General features: G+C 64.7%; 15 protein-coding genes. 1 reads left to right on the top strand and 14 read right to left on the bottom strand.

Annotation, left to right across the window (positions count from 1 at the left end):
• Positions 1–87: 87 nt before the first annotated feature.
• Complete coding sequence (locus tag ACQR3T_RS04370) at positions 88–612, bottom strand: DUF6912 family protein (protein ID WP_032376904.1); 525 nt, start codon at positions 610–612, stop codon at positions 88–90.
• Positions 613–623: 11 nt separating this feature from the next.
• Entirely contained in the window at positions 624–2069 is a 1446-nt protein-coding gene (locus ACQR3T_RS04365; protein WP_428692632.1) for a WS/DGAT/MGAT family O-acyltransferase, read from the bottom strand.
• Positions 2070–2266: 197 nt separating this feature from the next.
• Here ACQR3T_RS04365 and ACQR3T_RS04360 point away from each other — a divergent pair, with 197 nt between their 5' ends.
• Positions 2267–2833 (top strand): Rv3235 family protein, encoded by a 567-nt coding sequence (locus tag ACQR3T_RS04360; protein ID WP_428692631.1) that lies wholly within the window; start codon positions 2267–2269, stop codon positions 2831–2833.
• A gap of 32 nt (positions 2834–2865) precedes the next feature.
• Here the strand turns inward: ACQR3T_RS04360 and secA are convergent, their stop codons facing one another.
• The 12 genes from secA to ACQR3T_RS04300 form a co-directional block, all read right to left on the bottom strand.
• A complete protein-coding gene (secA, locus tag ACQR3T_RS04355; RefSeq protein WP_428692630.1) occupies positions 2866–5772 on the bottom strand; it encodes a preprotein translocase subunit SecA in 2907 nt (968 codons plus the stop codon).
• 352 nt (positions 5773–6124) lie between these two features.
• On the bottom strand, positions 6125–6793 hold the full coding sequence (hpf, locus tag ACQR3T_RS04350) for a ribosome hibernation-promoting factor, HPF/YfiA family (protein WP_032376902.1): 669 nt from the start codon (positions 6791–6793) through the stop codon (positions 6125–6127).
• 235 nt (positions 6794–7028) lie between these two features.
• The gene (locus ACQR3T_RS04345) at positions 7029–7712 is read right to left on the bottom strand and encodes a ComF family protein (protein ID WP_037174168.1); all 684 of its coding nucleotides are present in this window, start codon (positions 7710–7712) and stop codon (positions 7029–7031) included.
• Positions 7713–7757: 45 nt separating this feature from the next.
• Positions 7758–9539, bottom strand: a complete 1782-nt coding sequence (lpqB, locus tag ACQR3T_RS04340) for an MtrAB system accessory lipoprotein LpqB (RefSeq protein WP_037174170.1) — start codon at positions 9537–9539, stop codon at positions 7758–7760.
• Positions 9536–11236 (bottom strand): MtrAB system histidine kinase MtrB, encoded by a 1701-nt coding sequence (gene mtrB / locus ACQR3T_RS04335; protein WP_032376899.1) that lies wholly within the window; start codon positions 11234–11236, stop codon positions 9536–9538. Before mtrB ends, lpqB begins: the two co-directional genes overlap by 4 nt.
• A complete protein-coding gene (gene mtrA, locus ACQR3T_RS04330; protein WP_027496508.1) occupies positions 11233–11910 on the bottom strand; it encodes an MtrAB system response regulator MtrA in 678 nt (225 codons plus the stop codon). Before mtrA ends, mtrB begins: the two co-directional genes overlap by 4 nt.
• Positions 11911–11914: 4 nt before the next feature.
• The gene (locus tag ACQR3T_RS04325; protein ID WP_428692629.1) at positions 11915–12580 is read right to left on the bottom strand and encodes a dTMP kinase; all 666 of its coding nucleotides are present in this window, start codon (positions 12578–12580) and stop codon (positions 11915–11917) included.
• A 6-nt stretch (positions 12581–12586) separates the two neighbouring features.
• Positions 12587–14071, bottom strand: coding sequence for an adenosylhomocysteinase (gene ahcY / locus ACQR3T_RS04320; protein ID WP_032378132.1), 1485 nt, complete (start codon positions 14069–14071; stop codon positions 12587–12589).
• Positions 14072–14172: 101 nt separating this feature from the next.
• Positions 14173–15276: an alkane 1-monooxygenase gene (locus ACQR3T_RS04315; RefSeq protein WP_230592470.1), complete on the bottom strand. Its 1104-nt coding sequence runs from the start codon at positions 15274–15276 to the stop codon at positions 14173–14175.
• A 251-nt stretch (positions 15277–15527) separates the two neighbouring features.
• Positions 15528–17036 (bottom strand): amino acid permease, encoded by a 1509-nt coding sequence (locus ACQR3T_RS04310; protein ID WP_428692628.1) that lies wholly within the window; start codon positions 17034–17036, stop codon positions 15528–15530.
• Between the two features lie 151 nt (positions 17037–17187).
• The gene (gene manA, locus ACQR3T_RS04305) at positions 17188–18417 is read right to left on the bottom strand and encodes a mannose-6-phosphate isomerase, class I (RefSeq protein WP_032376895.1); all 1230 of its coding nucleotides are present in this window, start codon (positions 18415–18417) and stop codon (positions 17188–17190) included.
• A complete protein-coding gene (locus tag ACQR3T_RS04300) occupies positions 18417–19559 on the bottom strand; it encodes a tobH protein (RefSeq protein WP_428692627.1) in 1143 nt (380 codons plus the stop codon). Before ACQR3T_RS04300 ends, manA begins: the two co-directional genes overlap by 1 nt.
• Between the last annotated feature and the right edge of the window lie 21 nt (positions 19560–19580).

Genomic DNA, 19580 nt, shown 5'->3' with positions numbered 1-19580 from the left:
CCGCATCCGGCCATCGAGGTTACGCTACCGTAGGTTCGGGGTCAGGGTCACCTTTGCCACGACGGTGCGGGGACGATCACAGCGTAATCACAGCAGTTCGAGGAGAAACGACAACTCCTGCGGGGCGTACCACGCCAACGTGTGATCCTCGGCGTCTCCGAGCACGAACTCCGCGTCGGCGTCACCCATGTCGGCAGCATCGACGGCCGCCGCAGCCTTCGCGACTGCCGATTCTGCCCCTTCGAGATCGACGTGCACCGACGCGACCTGATCCATCCGCAGGGGCTCTTTCAACCGGACGACGGCATCGTCGAGATCGGGTCGCAGGGTGGGGTCGTCCACATCGGCTGCGATCACCGCTCGTCGATACACCACACCCTCGGCGACCGTGCCGGAGTCGGCTTCGTCGTCGACGGCCGCTGCGATCAAGCGCAACGAGGCCCTGGCGGCCTCCCCCATTGCCACCTCGGCCAGCTCCTCGTCGTCGCCGGAGGAATATGCCTCACGCAGAGTCGGCGTCACCGCGAACGCCGTCCGCGAGACCGGGCTGAATTCACCGTCCGCCGACAACACTTTCAAGAACTCCAGCGTCGCCGGAACGTAGACACGCATTGCAGAAGACCTCACACTCTCGATTCGTTACTCGCGTCGACCAATTCTTCCAGCGACTCGTGCAGCAACGCCGTCACCACGTCCACGTCGGGCATGGCACCTCGATCTGCATTGAGCCCGAAGAACACGAAACCGTCGTACGACGTCAACCCGATACTCATCGCCTGGTTCTCGAACAACGGCGAGACCGGATACATCTCGAGCATGCGTGCGCCGCCGACGTAGAGCGGGAACTGCGGCCCGGGAGCGTTGGTCACGATCAGATTGAACACCCGCTGAGACAGTCGGCTGCCTGCCCGCGCGCCCATGGCATGCAGATTCGCGGGCGCGAATCCGGTGATGCGCATCAGTGTCTGCGCGGTGACGCCGCGACTCTGATTGGCGTGCGCCTCGGTGGCGTGTGCGATGTGCGAGAGCCGAACCACCGCATTCGACTCACCGACGGGCAGGTCGACGAGGAAGGACGAGATCTCGCTGCGATCGTCCTCGGTCGGCTCGGCAGGCCTGTCGCCCACATCGCCGAAACCGACGCGATCGGCGGAGACGTACACCGACATCGGCACCATGGCCCGGACCGTCGACGACGCGGTCACGGGTTCGCCGCGCGAAAGCAACCAGTTTCGTAGCGCGCCGGTGACGACCGCGAGCACCACGTCGTTGATCGAACAACCGAAGCGATTGTGGATTTTGCGATAGTCCGACAGCTCGGTCTTGGCCACCGCGAATCTGCGGTTTCGCGAAATCGGAGCATTGAGCGGACTCGACGGAGCGCTCTGGGTCGCGGTGCGCAGCAAGGCCGCAACCTTGCCCGCAGCACGCACCGCGTCACCCGCGACACCGGCCATGCCGTTCACTGCGCCACGCAGAGCCTCGATACTCTCCCCCGGCCGCACCACCAACTCGGTCAGCGCGTCGATGACGAGAGCAGAATCCTTGGGCTCGCGAGCGGGCATCCACAGTTCCTCGGCAACCGGCGGCGGATTCTTGCTCGCGTCGAGGATCACCTGACCGATGTCGAGTGCGTGCTCGCCGTCGACGAGCGCCGAGTGGGACTTGGTGAAGATGGCAAAACGGTTCTTCGACAGTCCCTCGACCAGGTACATCTCCCACAGAGGCCGAGTGCGGTCGAGGGGTCGCGACGTCAGCCGTGCGATCAGATCGTGCAACTGATCATCCGAACCCGGCTTCGGAAGCGCCGAGCGCCGGATGTGGTAGGTGATGTCGAAATCCGCGTCGTCGACCCAGACCGGTCTGGCCAGCCCGAATGCGACTTCGCGCACTTTCTGGCGATACCGGGGAACCAGCGCCAATCGCTGTTCGACCAACGACAGCAGACGCTCGTAACTGAACCCGCTGCGCGGGGTCCGAAAGATCGCGAGCGAGCCGAGGTGCATAGGACTGCTACTGGCCTCGAGAAAGTAGAACGACGCATCCTGCGCTGTCAGCCTGGTCGCCATCGCGTGTTCCAGTCTCCGTCCTTGCGTGGAGTTCGCACCCGTTCGAGTAGGCCGGGCGCGCGGTGTGGCTCGAACCTAGAGTACGTGGCGGACGAGCGCCGGTCGTGGGGTCGGTCGAGGACTCGTGTCGCCGGAATCGACCTGGTTCGTCGGGGAACCGAACACCGCCGGGGACCGTCAATGTCGGTGTGAGCGTCATGGAATCGAACGAACCGTCGGACACCCCGCGTATTTCCGGGACGAGCCCCCGCCTCCACGCCGAGCCGCATTGCTTCCTCTCGCGTGCCGCTCCCTTCGAGCCGCCGCTCTCGTCCACAACCGTGCACACGTGGGATCCGGTGGCGGCCACCGAGCCGAGGCCGGTGGTACATCGAACGTCGGTGCGCAGCAACCGTTCTCGACGACGCACCGAGCCGGTCGATCGGCCGGTCGTACCCGCCGACGCGCGGTCGTCGGCCGACCGTGCGATGCGCATGCTGATCGAAGTGATCGACCGCCGACGGAGCGCCGATCAACTCTCGGTGTTGTTCACCACACCGATGATCGACCTGGTACGAACCATCGTGCGCAACCCACCGCCGGGGCGACGGCTCGGATTCGCCGCCGTGCACCGAGTCCACGTCGTGTATCAGTCCGATGTCTCCGCAGAGATATTCGGCTCGTACACCCGCGGCCCGCGAATGTTCGCCTTCGCCGGCCGGATCGAACTGGCAGTCGATCCACGCCGTCCCGGGTGGACGGTCACGTCGTTGCGAGTGGGGTGAAAGTCGCCTCGCGGTGAGGCGACCGCAATCCCCTACCTCTTGCGCTTGGAGCGAGCAGTCTTCTTGGGGGCCTTGCTCTGCGCTCTCGCCGCTTCGCGACGCTCACGGCGAGTGCCATCGACGGTGGAATCACTGACGCCGGCCGACGCACCCGATCGGCGGACATCGGTGCCGCCACCCTCGGCTGGACCGGAGAAGGTCAATCTCTGCTCTTCCTGCTCGTCGAGACCCTTCGCCCGCAGAGCCGAGGGCACTGCAGGAGCGGTAGGTGCAGGAGCAGTGGGTGTCGGAGCAGTGGGTGCCGGAGCCGTCGGTGTGGGTGCTGCGGCGGGTGTCGGTGCCGGGCGGCCCGAGCCCACCGGAGAAGCCAGTCCCGGAGCCACGGCGAGACCTGCCGAGGCCGCAGGTCCGGTCGGAGCCGGCGTCGCCTCGACCTGCAGGTTGAACAGGAAGCCGACCGACTCCTCCTTCAGACCGTCGAGCATGCCCTGGAACATGTCGTAGCCCTCGCGCTGGTACTCGACCAGCGGGTCGCGCTGCGCCATCGCACGCAGGCCGATGCCCTCTTTGAGGTAATCCATCTCGTAGAGGTGCTCACGCCACTTGCGGTCGAGCACGGACAGCAGCACGCGCCGCTCCAGTTCGCGCATCCCGTTCTCGCCGGCGATACCGTCGATCTCGGCTTCACGGTTGGCGTAAGCCGACCGCGCGTCCTCGAGCAGCGCCTCACGTAGTTCGTCGCGGCTGAGGTCGCCCTTCTCGCCGTCCTCGTTCTCCCCGGCCAGAACCTTGTGGTCCACGCCTACCGGGTAGAGGGTCTTGAGCGCGGTCCACAGCTGCTCGAGATCCCAGTCCTCCACGTACCCCTCAGCGGTGGCACCGTCGACGTAAGCGGTGATCACGTCGGTGATCATCCCCTCGACCTGACCCTCCATGTCGGCACCCTCGAGGATGCGCCGCCGCTCCTCGTAGATGACGGTGCGCTGCTGGTTCATCACCTCGTCGTACTTGAGGACGTTCTTGCGGATCTCGAAGTTCTGCTGCTCGACCTGGGTCTGAGCACTCTTGATGGCTTTGGACACCATCTTGGCTTCGATCGGCACATCGTCGGGCAGGTTGAGCCGGGTCATGATCGACTCGAGTGCGCCGCCGTTGAATCGCCGCATCAATTCGTCGCCGAGCGAGAGGTAGAAACGCGATTCTCCCGGGTCACCCTGACGGCCCGAGCGGCCTCGGAGCTGGTTGTCGATACGACGCGAGTCGTGCCGCTCGGTACCGAGGACATACAGGCCGCCGGCCTCGCGAACAGTATCCGCGTCGGCCTTGACCTGCGCCTTGACCTCGTCCAGAGCAGGCTCCCACGCGGCCTCGTACTCCTCGGGGGTCTCGACCGGGTCCAAGCCCTGCTTCCGGAGCTTCAGGTCGGCGAGGATATCCGGGTTACCGCCGAGAACGACGTCGGTACCGCGGCCGGCCATGTTGGTCGCAACCGTCACCGCGCCCTGCCGACCGGCCTCGGCGATGATGGTCGCTTCCTGCTCGTGGAACTTCGCGTTCAACACGTTGTGGGCCACGCCCCGCTTGGTGAACTGCTTCGACAGGTACTCCGACCGCTCGACGCTGGTGGTACCGATGAGGACCGGCTGGCCCTTCTCGTGCCGCTCGACCACATCGTCGACGACGGCGTCGAACTTGGCCTCTTCGGTCTTGTAGATCAGGTCTCCGTTGTCCACGCGGACCATCGGACGGTTCGTCGGAATCGGAATGACGCCCAAACCGTAGATCTGATGCAGCTCTGCGGCCTCGGTCTCGGCCGTACCGGTCATGCCCGAGAGCTTGTCGTACAGGCGGAAGTAGTTCTGCAGTGTGATCGTGGCCAGAGTCTGGTTCTCGGCCTTGATCTCCACCTTCTCCTTGGCCTCGATTGCCTGGTGCATACCTTCGTTGTAGCGGCGTCCCACCAGGATGCGACCGGTGAACTCGTCGACGATGATGACCTCGCCGTCGCGGACGATGTAGTCCTTGTCCTTGGTGTAGAGCTCTTTGGCCTTGATCGCGTTGTTCAGGTAGTTCACCAGCGGCGAGTTGGCGGCCTCGTACAGGTTGTCGATGCCGAGCTGATCCTCGACCAATTCGACGCCTGCTTCGTGCACACCGATCGTCCGCTTACGAATGTCGACCTCGTAGTGGGTGTCCACCTTCAACATCGGCGCGATACGGGCGAACTCTCCGTACCACTTGCTCGACGCGTCGGCCGGCCCCGAGATGATCAGCGGCGTTCGAGCTTCGTCGATGAGGATCGAGTCGACCTCGTCGACGACGGCGAAGTTGTGCCCACGCTGCACGAGGTCGTCGAGCGAGTGCGTCATGTTGTCACGCAGGTAGTCGAACCCGAACTCGTTGTTGGTGCCGTAGGTGATGTCGGCGGCATACGCGGCGCGGCGTTCCACCGGCGTCATACCGGAGAGGATCACGTCGACCGAGAGACCGAGGAAGCGGTGGACGCGGCCCATCCATTCCGAGTCACGCTTGGCGAGATAGTCGTTGACCGTCACCACGTGCACACCGTCGCCCGAGATGGCGTTGAGGTAAGCGGGAAGAACACAGGTCAGCGTCTTACCTTCACCGGTCTTCATCTCGGCGATGTTGCCGAAGTGCAGAGCGGCACCGCCCATGACCTGAACATCGAAGTGCTTCTGCGAGAGAACGCGCCACGACGCCTCACGAGCAACCGAGAAGGCCTCGGGCAACAGCTGGTCCAGGCTCTCCCCTGCGGAGTACCTCTCCCTGAACTCCGCGGTCTTGCCGCGCAGTTCGTCGTCGGAAAGGCTCTCGACGTCAGGAGACAGGGTCGAGACGTGGTCAGCGATGTTCTTGAGGCGCTTGACCATGCGACCTTCACCAACACGGAGCAGCTTGGAAAACGACAGCGACGGCACGGGCTTTCTCGTCCTCGATCCTCGGTTCACGGGTACTGACACGAACAACTGCATCACGAACAACACTGCGTTGCGAACAACACTGCATCACAGTACGAGCTCACGGGTCCATCACCACGGCATCTGCGCGGCGGGTGACCCGAACGCGTCCATGGTAGGCGGTGCCGCTGCGGGCGCGGCAAACCGAGTGTCGGTCGTAGGAGATCCCGGGTCGGCCATCCGGACAACACCGACACGGCATCGACACAGCACTGCAGGCCCGACGTGGGGATCATGTCCCCCGGCATCGAGCCTGCAGCGGTGAAGTGATTTCACGGACGGCGAACGAACCCTGCCGCCGCGAACGGGCGGGTCAGGTGAGTCTGATCAAGCCGTAATCGAAGGCGTGCCGTCGATACACGACCGACGGTCGGTCGGTGGCACTGTCGTGGAACAGGAAGAAATCGTGGCCGACGAGCTCCATTTCGTACAGTGCATCGTCGACGCTCATGGGAGCGGCCGAGTGGATCTTGGTACGCACGATGTGCCCGGGGCCGCTCTGATCGTCCTCGAAGGAATCGAGCTTCGTATCGGGGTCGAGTGCCAGCGTGTCGTCCTCGGCGAGTTCGGCGGTGGCCTCGGCAACGGAGACAGGCCGCTTCTCTCCGTAGTGCACCTTACGACGGTCCTTGGTTCGCCTGAGTCTGCTCTCGAGTTTCGACGTCACCGCTTCGAGGGCGGCATAGAAACTGTCGGCGCACGCTTCGGCTCGAACAACCGGACCCTTGCCCTTCGCGGTGATCTCCACGCGTTGACATGCTTTGGCCTGACGGCGATTTCGTTCGTGCTGCAGTTCGACATCGAACAAGTAGATGGAGGGATCGAAGCGCTCGAGGCGAGCCAGTTTTTCGGAGACATATATCCGGAAATGGTCCGGTATCTCGACGTTGCGGCCCTTGACCACAACGTCCGCGTTGCTCTTGGCGGGTTCTTCCGAAGGCTTCTCGTCGAAGAAAACCGAGGCTTGTGAAGGGGTCGTCACGCGTACCTCCCGATATCGGCCACGCCCACTGTTGGACGTGGCAAGTGTGCATGCCGAATGGGGAACCTTCCGGCATCAGAGTCCGGGGCATCACCTCGCATCACTGTCTCTTCGGGTCGTTCCTGGGGGCTTCGCTCCTACCCGTCAGGTCCGTGTCCGCGACGTTAGTCGGTCATCGACTCGTGTGCCACCGTTCACCGGGAATTGGTTGTCGGCGTGTCTTCCTCGGGAGCTCTCAGGCACTGGCCACGACGAGTGCGCCGGCGATGGGTACTCCGAAATCGCTTAACACTCTTGCTGATTCGGCCAGTGTGGCACCCGTGGTCACCACGTCGTCGATCAACAGAACGGTGAACGCCGCCGCCTGCGACGCACCTCCGACGAATCGTGGGCGACGCACCCCGACTGCCTCGATCCGACCCGCCACGTTGTGCTGACGTTGTCCGGCCGACAACCCGACCGAATCTCTGGCTCCACCGGACATGCGCAGCAACTCGGGCACGAGAACTCGCTCCGGTGCCAATTCTTCGGCCGCGATCCGTGCGCATCGCAGGACAGGATCACCCCCACGCGCCCGGGCCGCGCGGGCCCGAGAGGGGGCGCAGACAAGAATCAGCGAACCGAGCTCCGGGGGATCGATCTCACCCGCCTCACGCAGATGTCCCACGGCCCTTGCCAACGCACGTCCGAGTGGCCGAGCCACCGACCGGCGACCCCGTTCCTTCACGGCGATGACGGCGCTGCGACGGGGTCCGCTGTACGTGCCGAGAGCCCAACACGGCACACCGGGATCGACACGCGGACGAACGGGGATGGGGGGAACGAACAGTGCCTCGCGACACGCGCGGCACCAGTTCTCCCCAGGCACTCCACAACCGGCGCACTCGAGCGGGAGAACCAGATCGAGGAGTGTTCGCATGAGCGTCGAGTCTGCCCGCACCCACCGACACGGGACTCCGCGACATCAGCCGGGCAGAATCGGCACCGCTTTCACACCGGCCAGGCCGGTGACCTCGCGCCAGTACCGGTCGCCGACCGGATCGGCGTTGTTGAGCGCAAACACTGCACGCGCGTCGGCCACGTACTCCGTTTCCGGCGACGCATCGACCGCCAGCACCGGAGTGGTCAGGTTGCGCGAAGGAAGCGCGTCCATCCTGGATCCATCGACCGTCACCTGCACCACCGGTGTGTCCGTGGCGACTCTGGCGATCACGATGGTGTCTCCGGTGGACCAGTCCAAACTGGTGGCGTCACTGCCGAGTCCGATGGCCACCGCGCGGGGTGAGGTCAACGAGTACACGCCCGAGGGATCACGCACCACCGTCGCCACGTACACGACGCCGTCGACGATGAGCGCTGCTCGTACGCCGTCGCGGGCCAATCGCAGTTCGGTGATTCGGGTGCCCAAGGTCGTGACGGCGGTGGCGTCGACGGGGATCACGGAGACCTGACCGGTGGAGGGATCACGAGCGGCACGGATGACATTGGTGCCGTCGATCACCGCCCAGGCCGCATTGTCGTCCGACCCCCAGGTGGGCCGCGTGATCGACTGCCCTTCGGCCACCGGGAACGCGCCACCGTCGTAGCTGCCCACCATGAGAGTGCTCGACGGGGCAGGCGCAGGCCGCCCGGTGTCAGCGACTCCTGCCACGAGGGTGCCGTCGTTGGACAGCGCCACCGAGCGAAGATTGCGGGCCTGCCCGAAGTACCCGGGGGCGGGTGTGGTCTCCGCCTCGTCGACCTTGAGCAATCCGCCGGACGCGAGCGCGTGCAGCCCGATGGTGGCGTCGGTGCCGCCGAGTGGATCGAAGGAGTCGACGCCCGCGGTCGTCCACCCGTCGGGCTTGGTCGTATCGATCGGTTGACCGTCGGCCAGCAGCACGTACGGGCCGGCCACCTCGGCCGACGCCAGGGTCCAGATCACTTGAGCGGCAAGGAGTTCGCGATCGCGGTCGCCCTTGTTCTGTAGACCGCCGAAGTCGATCTTGATGCCGCCGAGCCCCACCCCCACCTGAGAGGTCTGACCGTCGGCCTTGGTGATCGGCCCGCGGATGCTCACGTCGTCGGACAGTTCGTTGCTCACTGCCGCCGACAGCGCCGACTTGGGACCGTCGATGAGCAGCTGCACGAGTTGATTGGCCAGCTGGTCCTGCGATCCGCTCGTCCAGCGGACATCGGGCACGAGCACGCCGCCGAGAGGATCAACGAAGTAGAGCGATCGCTGCTGATAGGTGTTCAGAAATGCGGATCGATCGATGACGACACCGGGCGGAAGCTTGGAGATACGCCACTGACCGTCCACCCGCGTCATCTCGATCGCAACGTCGAAGGTGTCCGAACCTGCCTGATACTCCCCGCCCGAGGCCAGCATCCCGGCCGTCGTCGAACGAATCGTGAACTGCGCGGTATCGGCGGTCCGTGGTCCGGACAGGGTGTCGATCCGGTCCGCGACGACGGTTCGCGCCCCGTCGTCCCAGGTTCCCGACGCCTCCTCGGTGAGAAATTGCCGAGCGGCCTGATGCCTGTTGGCGGAGACGGCGCTGGCCTCGAAGAAATCGTCCAGCAAGCGATCCGGTTCGCGTCCGGGCTCGGGGGCCGGGGCACTCGTCGGCACGGCACCGTCCGTCAGGGTTCCGATTGCCTGAGGGCTGGAGGACTCGGGCAGGCTGGCACACCCACCGACGAGCGCGATCGCCAGTGCGCAGATCGCCAGTACCCGACTACCTCGACGAGCCGATCGAATCACGTCACCGACTCCGAGGCCGACGACTTCTGCGCGGACGACTTCGGGGCGGTGATCGCCGGAATCGGCTGCCCCTGCGCGTACTTTTTGGTGCTCGGCTTGAGGGGCAGTGGAGATCCGATGACCTTGTGCCCGCGCACGAGTGGCAACGTGAGTCGAAAGCATGCGCCTTCCCCCACTGCACCCCACGCCTCGAGCTTACCGTCGTGCAGTCGGGCGTCCTCGACGCTGATCGCCAGCCCGAGTCCGGTGCCGCCGGAGCGACGGACGCGAGAGGGATCCGAGCGCCAGAACCGGTTGAACACCAGCTTTTCCTCGCCGGGTCGCAGACCGATTCCCTGGTCGCGCACCACGAATGCTGCCGCATCGGCATCCGAGCGCAGGCGCAGCAGCACCGGCTTGCCCTCGCCGTGATCGAGTGCGTTGGCCAGTAGGTTTCGCAGAATCCGCTCCACCCGCCTGGGGTCCACCTCGGCGACGACCGCGGTCTCGGGCATGTCGACGATCACTTCGGTGCCGGTCTCGCGCGCCAGGTGTCGAACGGTGGACACCGCTGCGCGCGCACACATCCGAAGATCGAGCTGTTCGGCAGCCAGTTCGGCCACACCCGCATCGTGTCGACTGATCTCGAGCAGGTCGCCGAGCAAAGTCTCGAAGCGATCCAGCTCGTTGACCAGCAGCTCCGACGATCTCTTGAGTGCGGGTTCGAGATCGTCACTGGCGTCGTGAATGAGGTCGGCAGCCATCCGCACCGTGGTGAGCGGGGTCCGCAGCTCGTGGCTCACGTCGGAGGTGAACCGACGCTGCAGGTTGCCGAATTCTTCGAGCTGGGTGATCTGCTTGGACAGGCTCTCGGCCATCTCGTTGAACGACATCGCCAGCCTGGCCATGTCGTCCTCACCGCGAACCGGCATGCGCTCCTTGAGCCTGCCGTCGGCGAAACGTACTGCGATGCGCGACGCGGATCGAATGGGCAGCACTACCTGCCGCGCGACGAGCATCGCGATCGCGGCGAGGAGTACCAGCAGCACCACTGCCCCGATGAACAACGTGCCGCGTACCAACGACAGTGTCCGGTCCTCGCTGGCGAGCGGGAAGATGAGATACAGCTGTAGAGCCGAGATATCGGATCCGGTGGGCGATCCCATGATGAGCGCCGATCCGGAATACCCGCCGTCACTGTCGGTCACGGTCGCGTACTGCGAACTGATCAGGCCCTTCTTGACGAAGTCGCGCAAGCTGTTCGGGATCTGATCGACCGGCCCGACCGACGCCTCGGCCCGGGTGGCGTCACCCTCCACGATCAACACCGGATCGAACGATCCCGCCGACCCGGTGGTCGACGCGGCGTCCAGGTCCTGGTTGGTCAGTGCTGCTCGCGCTCGTTCCAGGCGCGTCGCGAGTCCGCTCGAATCGTCGGCACCCGCGAGATTGCCCTCGACGGTGGTTCGCGATCTGTCGAGCTCCTCGGTAGCCGCCGACAACTTGGCTTCGAGCAGACGATCGGTGATCTGAGAGGTCAACACCACACCGAGGATGAGGATGACCACCAGTGACAGCGTCAACGTCGACACGACGACGCGGAGCTGCAAAGACCGTCGCCAGGCGTGCCCGAGCGACGTACTCAGCGAGCGAAACCACCGCAGCAAAGGGGAAAATTTGCCGTTGATTCGTCGCCGAGAGTGGGAAAAACCGATCACGGCGGTCCGGCCTTGTACCCGACCCCCCTCACGGTCAACACCACCTCAGGGTTTTCCGGATCTTTCTCGACCTTGGCGCGCAGACGCTGAACGTGGACGTTGACCAGTCGGGTGTCGGCGGCATGACGGTAGCCCCACACCTGTTCGAGCAGCACCTCGCGGGTGAACACCTGACGGGGCTTGCGGGCCAACGCCACCAACAGATCGAACTCGAGTGGTGTCAGCGACACCAGTTCGTCGCCGCGGCTGACCTTGTGTGCAGGCACGTCGATCACGATGTCTGCAATGGACAGCAATTCGGCGGGTTCGTCCTCGGTCCTGCGCAGGCGCGCTCGAACGCGTGCGACCAGTTCCTTGGGCTTGAAGGGCTTCATGATGTAGTCGTCCGCCCCGGATTCGAGGCCCAGCACGACATCGACGGTGTCCGTCTTGGCCGTCAGCATCACGATCGGAACGCCGGAATCGGCCCGCAGTACGCGGCAGACGTCGATGCCGTTCATCCCGGGAAGCATCAGGTCCAGCAGCACCAGATCCGGCCGATTCTCGCGCACGGCCGCCAACGCTTGGGTGCCGTCTCCGACCACGAATGGCTCGAATCCCTCACCGCGCAGCACGATGGTGAGCATCTCCGCCAGAGCCGAATCGTCGTCCACAACCAGAATCCGAGGCTTCATACTCCTATGGTGTCACTCTCGGCTCGCCTGATGGCTGATTGGACAACTCGGCGGCGAGTCGATCGGGATCTACGTCGGCAGTGACGACCTGCCACGGCGATACCCAGTTCGCCGACGCAAGAGCGGCGTACACGGCCGAGGTTCGGCTCTGCAGCGAGCCGTCCCGTTCGTACGCATCCCGGGTTCGGGCGACGTCCGCACTCTCACGCGCCGCAGCCCGCTCGGCGGCGAGTGCCACCGGCACGTCGAGCAAGATCTGAATGTCCGGAATCGGAACTCCGAAGCGCTCGAATTCCAGCGCCCTGATCCATTCCACGGCCCCGCCGTCTGCGGTCTGTTCCAACCGAGCAGCGGTGTACGCGGCATTGGACGCCACGTACCGGTCGAGAAGAACTACATCGTTGTGCGAGAGCAGCTTTCGGACCTCGTCGACCGCATCCCGGCGATCGAGCGCGAACAGCAGAGCCATCGCGTGCACGCTCCCGGCGGTGTCGCCGTGTTCGCCGTGCAGTGCCTCCGCCGCAAGATCGGCGTGCACCGATCGGTCGTACCTCGGAAATCCGATGCGCGCGACGTCGAGTCCGTCGCGTTCCCATGCCGAAACGAGCCGACGGGCGAGCGTGTTCTTGCCCGCACCGTCGACTCCTTCGATGACGAAAAGCTGTCCCACCGTGGGTCAGTAGCGGTAGTGCTCGGGCTTGTACGGGCCCTCGACGTCGACGCCGATGTACTCGGCCTGCTCCTTGGTGAGCTTGGTGATCGAGCCGCCGAGTGCTTCGACGTGAATACGCGCGACCTTCTCGTCCAAATGCTTGGGCAGGCGGTAGACCTCGTTGTCGTACTCGTCCGGCTTGGTCCACAGTTCGATCTGCGCAATGACCTGGTTGGAGAAACTGTTGCTCATGACGAACGACGGGTGACCGGTCGCGTTGCCGAGGTTCAGCAAGCGGCCCTCGGAGAGCACGATGATCGAGTGCCCGTCCTTGAACTGGTACTCGTCGACCTGCGGCTTGATGTTGATGCGGGTGACGTCTGCGGCCTTCTCCAGCCCGGCCATGTCGATCTCGTTGTCGAAGTGGCCGATGTTGCCCAGGATTGCCTGGTGCTTCATCTTGCGCATGTGCTCGAACGTGATGATCGACAGATTGCCCGTCGAGGTGATCACGATGTCGGCCTGCTCGATGAATTCCTCGACCGTGCGCACGTCGAAGCCGTCCATGAGCGCCTGCAGGGCGTTGATCGGGTCGGCTTCGGTGACGGTAACCCGTGCACCCTGGCCCTTGAGCGCCTCGGCGCAGCCCTTGCCCACGTCGCCGTAACCACAGACCAGCACGGCCTTGCCGCCGATGAGGACGTCGGTGCCGCGGTTGATGCCGTCGATCAGCGAGTGGCGGGTGCCGTACTTGTTGTCGAACTTGCTCTTGGTCACCGAGTCGTTGACATTGATGGCCGGGAACGTGAGTTCTCCGGCGGCCGCGAACTGGTAGAGCCGGAGCACTCCGGTGGTGGTCTCCTCCGTGACGCCCTGGACGGACGCGGCAACCTCGGTCCACTTGGACTTCGACGCCTCGAGCGAACGACGCAGCAGGCCGAGGAACACCTTGTACTCGTCCGAATCGTGATCGTCGTCGGTCGGCGGGACGACACCTGCCTTCTCGAACTGCGCGCCGCGCAGCACCAGCATCGTGGCGTCTCCACCGTCGTCGAGAATCATGTTGGCGGGCTGCTCGGGCCACGTGAGCATCTGCTCCGCCGCCCACCAGTACTCCTCGAGGCTTTCGCCCTTCCACGCGAACACCGGGACGCCCTTGGGCTCCTCGACGGTTCCGTACGGGCCGACGACGACAGCCGCAGCTGCATGGTCCTGGGTGGAGAAGATGTTGCACGACGCCCACCGGACCTCGGCTCCGAGCGCCACCAGGGTCTCGATCAGCACCGCGGTCTGCACGGTCATGTGCAGCGATCCCGAAACTCGCGCGCCCTTGAGCGGCTGTACGTCGGCGTATTCGCGACGCAGCGCGATCAGACCGGGCATCTCGTGCTCGGCGAGCCTGATCTCCTTGCGGCCGAATTCTGCGAGCGACAGGTCTGCGACCTTGAAGTCGATTCCACCGCGGTGATCCACGGTGAGTGCCGATCCTGACGTAACTGAGGTCGTCATCTTGCCTCTCCTGTTGACTGAGTGTCTGTCCACCAGGCTATCGGGTCCGTGCAGCGGAAGTACCGACTGCCCGGGGGACGAGTCCACACCGAGTGTCTGCACTATCCGTTTCGTCCGGCTCGCGCCAGAATTCGGGCGCGCTTGCGGGGAAGGATGTTGGCACGGGTGACATCGCCTTGGTAGTGCGCGAGTACCCGTGGGTCCATCACTCGACGCCACAGCGGCGGGATTGCGGCGAGTATCACCATCGACGCGTATCCGGCCGGCAGCTGCGGAGCTTCGTCGCAGGAGAGCAGGGTCTGATAGCGCTTGCCAGGATTGGCGTGGTGGTCACTGTGTCGTTGCAAGTGGTACAGAAATATGTTGGTGCAGATTCTGTCGCTGTTCCAGCTGTGGCGGGGTGAGCACCGAACGTATTTGCCGCGGTCGTTCGTTTCGCGGAGCAAGGCGTAGTGCTCCACGTAGTTCACCATCTCGAGCAACACGAATCCGACGACGGCCTGCAGCAGAAGATACGGCGCGATAGCGGGGCCGAACACGACCAGCAACGTGCCGAACAGCACTGCGCTCAGCAACCAGGTGTGCAGCAGCGCATTGGTCGGGCTCGCGACCGAGCGACCCTTGCGTCGTAGTCGCTGCGCCTCGAGCCTCCACGCAGAGACGAGTCCGAACACCGTGCTGCGCGGCACGAAGGTCCACACGCTCTCGCCGAGCCGCGCGCTCGCGGGGTCGTCCGGGGTCGCTACCCGTACGTGATGACCGCGGTTGTGTTCGACGAAGAAGTGCCCGTAGAGCGTCTGGGACAGCGCGATCTTCGCCAGCCACCGCTCGTGTTGCTCAATGCGATGACCCAGCTCGTGAGCGGCGTTGATACCGGTGCCTGCCACCAGACCCACCGTCACGGCGAGCCCGATCTTGTCCACCACGGTCAGGTTTCCGTACGCCCACATCCAACATGCGACGATCAGCCCGATGAACTGAATGGGTAGGAAAAGGTAGGTGCACCAGCGGTAGTAGCGATCGTTCTGCAGTTTCTCGCTCGCCGACTCGTCCGGGTTGTGCCCGTCTTCGCCGGCGATCAGGTCGATCACCGGAATGATCACGAAGAACACCAGAACACCGCTCCACCAGAAGATCTGCATGCCCGTCCAGTAGACCAACTGCGACGGCAGCAGCGCCGATGCCGGGGCCAGGAGCCCCAGCATCCACAAATAGCGTTTGTTGTCCTGCCAGCGAACCGAACGTCCGCCGGCCTTCGAATCCCGCCCCCCGAAAGCGACACCCGAATCCTTCGTGGAAGTGATTCGGCCGTTCGCATTCACTGTGTCAACACCCTCTCATCGAACTGTAGGAGTCCTCCAAGTCTGTTTTCGAGGGTATAACATTCTTCGGGTCCGATGTGACGACGACCGAATTCGGCCGGGCATCGTAGGACGAGCCACACAAACGGCACCGGCTACTTCTCGGTCTTCACCTTCTCTGCTTCCCGCAGTCCCATTACCGAATGACGCCTGCTGTACAGCACGTAGATCACGACACCGGCGGCCATCCACACCAGGAAGCGCAGCCATGTCTCCACCGACAGGTTCAGCATCAACCACAGGCACGCGAGCACGGCGAGGATCGGCACCAACGGAACCCACGGCACCCGGAACCCGCGCTCGAGGTCCGGTCGAGTCTTGCGCAGAACCAGCACACCCGCCGACACGAGCACGAATGCGAACAGCGTTCCGATGTTCACCATCTCTTCGAGCGTGCCCAGCGGAACGAAGGCCGCGAGAAGTCCGACGATGACGCCGACCAGAATCGTCGTCCGAACCGGCGTGCCCTTCTTTCCGGTATGTGCCAATCCGCGCGGCACCAATCCATCGCGCGACATCGCGAAGAGCACTCGGGTCTGGCCCAGCATCAACACCATCACCACGGTCGTGAGACCGGCAAGTGCGCCGAACGAAATGATGTTCTTGGCCCAGTTCAGACCGTTGAGCTCGAACGCCGTTGCCAGCGTGGAACTGTCGCCCGCCAGATCGGTGTACTTCACCATTCCGGTCAGCACCAGGGTGACGGCCACGTAGAGCACGGTCACGATCGCGAGGGAACCGAGGATGCCGCGCGGCAGTGCCTTCTGCGGCTCCTTGGTCTCTTCCGCCGTCGTCGCGACCACGTCGAAGCCGATGAACGCGAAGAACACCAGCGACGCTGCGGCCAGCAGTCCGTACCAGCCGAAGGTGCTACCGCCGGCACCGGTGACGAACGAGAACAAGGACTGATGGAGACCCTCGCCTGTGGAGCCGGGCTGCGACGGAGGAATGTACGGGTCGTAATTGGAGACCTTGATGTAGAAAGCACCGAGCACGACCACGAAGAGAACGACGATCACCTTGATCGCGGTGATCACGAGCGAGACCCGCGAGGACAACTTGGTGCCCGATGCGATGAGCACTGTCAGCACCACCACGATGAGCAGTGCGCCCCAGTCGAAGTTCAGCGAACCGATCTGGAGTACCGGCGCGGCCGTACCGAGCAGATCGCCCAGGTACAACGACCACGCCTTGGCCACAACTGCGGCCGCGAGGCCGAACTCGAGGATCAGATCCCAGCCGATGATCCAGGCGATGAACTCACCGAACGCGGCGTAGGAGAACGTGTACGCGCTGCCGGCAACGGGAACCGTCGAGGCGAACTCCGCGTAACACAGTGCCGCCAGGCCGCAAGCGATCGCAGCGAGCACGAACGCCACCGAGACCGCCGGTCCCGCCACGTTTCCGGCGGTCCGCGCGGTCAGGGTGAAGATGCCCGCACCGACGGCAACGGCGACACCGAACACGGTGAGATCCCAGGAACCGAGTTCCTTCCGGAGTTTCGTATCCGGCTCGTCGGTGTCCTCGATCGACTGCTCGATCGATTTGGTCCGGAACCACCCCGTCGTGCGCGGGGTCTTGGCCGGCCGGTCTGCTCTGCTCATCTGGCCTCCGTAGCGCGTATTCGCCTCTGTCCACGGATCACACCCGTCGCAGAGTTCACTGTGACATCAGACTATTGCCTTCGGGCGCGCCGCTCGCGCACTTCCGCAGTTCGAAAAGACCTCCGCACAGGTGCGACAGCCCGCGAGGGATCTACTGGCGGCCGACGGAGGCCACGAACACCTCGGCCACGCCCGAATCGGCAGTCACGGAGACGGATCGATCCGCAGCCGGTATCCAGGCCGAGCTGCCCTGCGGCACCGTCAGCCCGGACTGGCTGCCGCCGGTACTCGCCACGACGGTTCCGTCGGTACACAGCAGTATTCGGGGACCGGATCCGGGTATTTCGACCGTCTCCCCCGGCGGCACCGCCGTCCGACTCAGCGCGAATTCCGGTGCAGGCGTGCGGTACAGGTAGGTGGGCCGATCGTCCTCCCCCGGAGTGATCGGAGAGATATCGGCCGGCTCGAAGTCCAGTACGCGCAGCAGTTCCGGGACGTCGACGTGCTTGGGAGTCAGTCCTCCGCGCAACACGTTGTCGGAGTTCGCCATGATTTCAACTCCGGTACCACGCAGGTATGCGTGCAAGTTTCCGGCGTCCAGGTACAGGCCTTGCCCGGGAGCCAAGGTCACCCTGTTGAGCAGCAGTGCTGCCAGCACACCGGCGTCGCCGGGATAGGACTCGCCGAGCTCGAGCAGAGTCCTGGCCTCGGCCGCGAATCGTCCGCCGTCGGTGCGCGCGGGACCGGAAAGATAGTCGATGCATCCCTGGGCAACGGCCGGAAGAATATCGTCCAGCGACTGCCCGGGAAGCGTGATCCACGAGGTGAACACCGTACGCAGTCCGGACGCATCGGGCTGTGCGGCAAGCAATGTGCGGTACCCACCGAGCGCGGCGACGGACAACGCGTCGAGCAGCTCCACGGTCTCCGTAGGGCTCCGGAAACCGGCCAGCGCCTCGAATTCGGTGAGCGCCACGATCAGTTCCGGCTTGTGATTCGGATCCCGATAGTTGCGCACCGGAGAATCGATGGGGACACCGGCCGCATTCTCGCGTGCGAAACCTTCATGTGCCTGCGCACTGCTGGGGTGGGCCTGCAACGACAAAGGCTCTTCTGCGGCAAGCAGTTTCAGCAGGTACGGCAGTCGGGACTCGTACTGCTGCGCCGAGCCTCCCAGCTGCGTTGCCGGATCCCCGTCGATCAAGGTGAGCAATGGGGTGCTGCCGCCCTCGTGCACCACGTGTGCCGAATCGGCTGGGTGAGCACCGAGCCAGATCTCGGCCTCGGGATGATCGGACGGAACCGGGCGACCCTGAATACGGGCCAGAGCGGTTCGCGACCCCCATGCGTAGGACCGAACCGCACCACGCAAGAGCTGCACTAGCTACCGCCCATCAACAACAGGTACGCGGCGGTCGTGTCCAACCGCGTCGCCAACACGGACATGGTGTCGAGCACCGAAAGTGTAGCCGGACCGGGAGACGCGACGGTGATGTCGAGCTCGGATCCCGGCCTCGCGCCGCCGAACAGCGCATCGCTCGACTCGGCGAGCAACAATTCCGACTCGGTCACACCGGCCAGTCGTCGTTCGGTCATGGCGCGATCGACGTCGGATGCAACCACGACGACGCGCATCGGCAGTGCGGGTGGTGGGCCGTCGAGCTGCTCGTCGTGAAAGAACGAATCGAATGTCTGTGCCGCGCCGGCAGATTCGGCAGTCCTCGCCCGGACGGACGCCGCGATGACATCGCCGAGTTCTCCGGCACCGACGAGCACACCCGCTACACGCAGTAGCACCTCACTGCCGTGCCGAGCCACCTCGACGGCCGCGGCGCTGCTGCCGGACAGCACCACCCGCCGACCGTTCATTCCGCTCGCGAGAGCCTTGGCCGGGTTGTGGAACACCTCGTTGGACGGGCTGTTTCGGACCGCCTCGGCGTCGAGCAGGTCGGCCAGACGAGACAGATTGGGCAGCAACGTCTTCCACGATCCACCGGCGACCGCCCCGAGAACGGCGACGAATGCGGCGAGATAGCGCATCAGGGCGTTGTGGTCACGGACCGCGATTCGCGGCGGCAACCACATGACTCTGGCTCCTCGGACGGCACGCAGCGGGCCTTCCTCGGGTGCCACCACCACCACTTCCGCGCCGCGACGTGCTGCGGCATCGACAGACTCGGCAAGGCGCGGATCGCCTGCGTCGTCGCCGGCAACCACCACCACATCGAGCGGGCCGATCCACGGCGGAGTTCCGGTACTGCGAACCAGCGGAACACCGAGTCGGTCACCGAGCGCTGCGACGAGAAGTGACGCGGCACGACTGCTGCGACCGTCACCGGTCACGATGACCACACTTCTGGGACGCAGATCGGCCAACCGAGCCAGCACCGCTTCGTCCACCGCCGTCGCGACAGCGCGAACCTGCGCGCCCGCCAGCGCAGCACTGCGCAACGCACCCTCGCGATCGGCCGCGATGAGAGCATCGGCATCGTCGAGATCGACCAGAGACGACACTGCGGTCATGGCTGCGACACCTCCCTTCGT

Source organism: Rhodococcus sp. IEGM1428, from assembly GCF_050321865.1.
In the GTDB taxonomy this organism is placed as follows: Bacteria; Actinomycetota; Actinomycetes; order Mycobacteriales; family Mycobacteriaceae; genus Rhodococcoides.
This window is presented reverse-complemented; position numbering and strand designations above follow the sequence as displayed.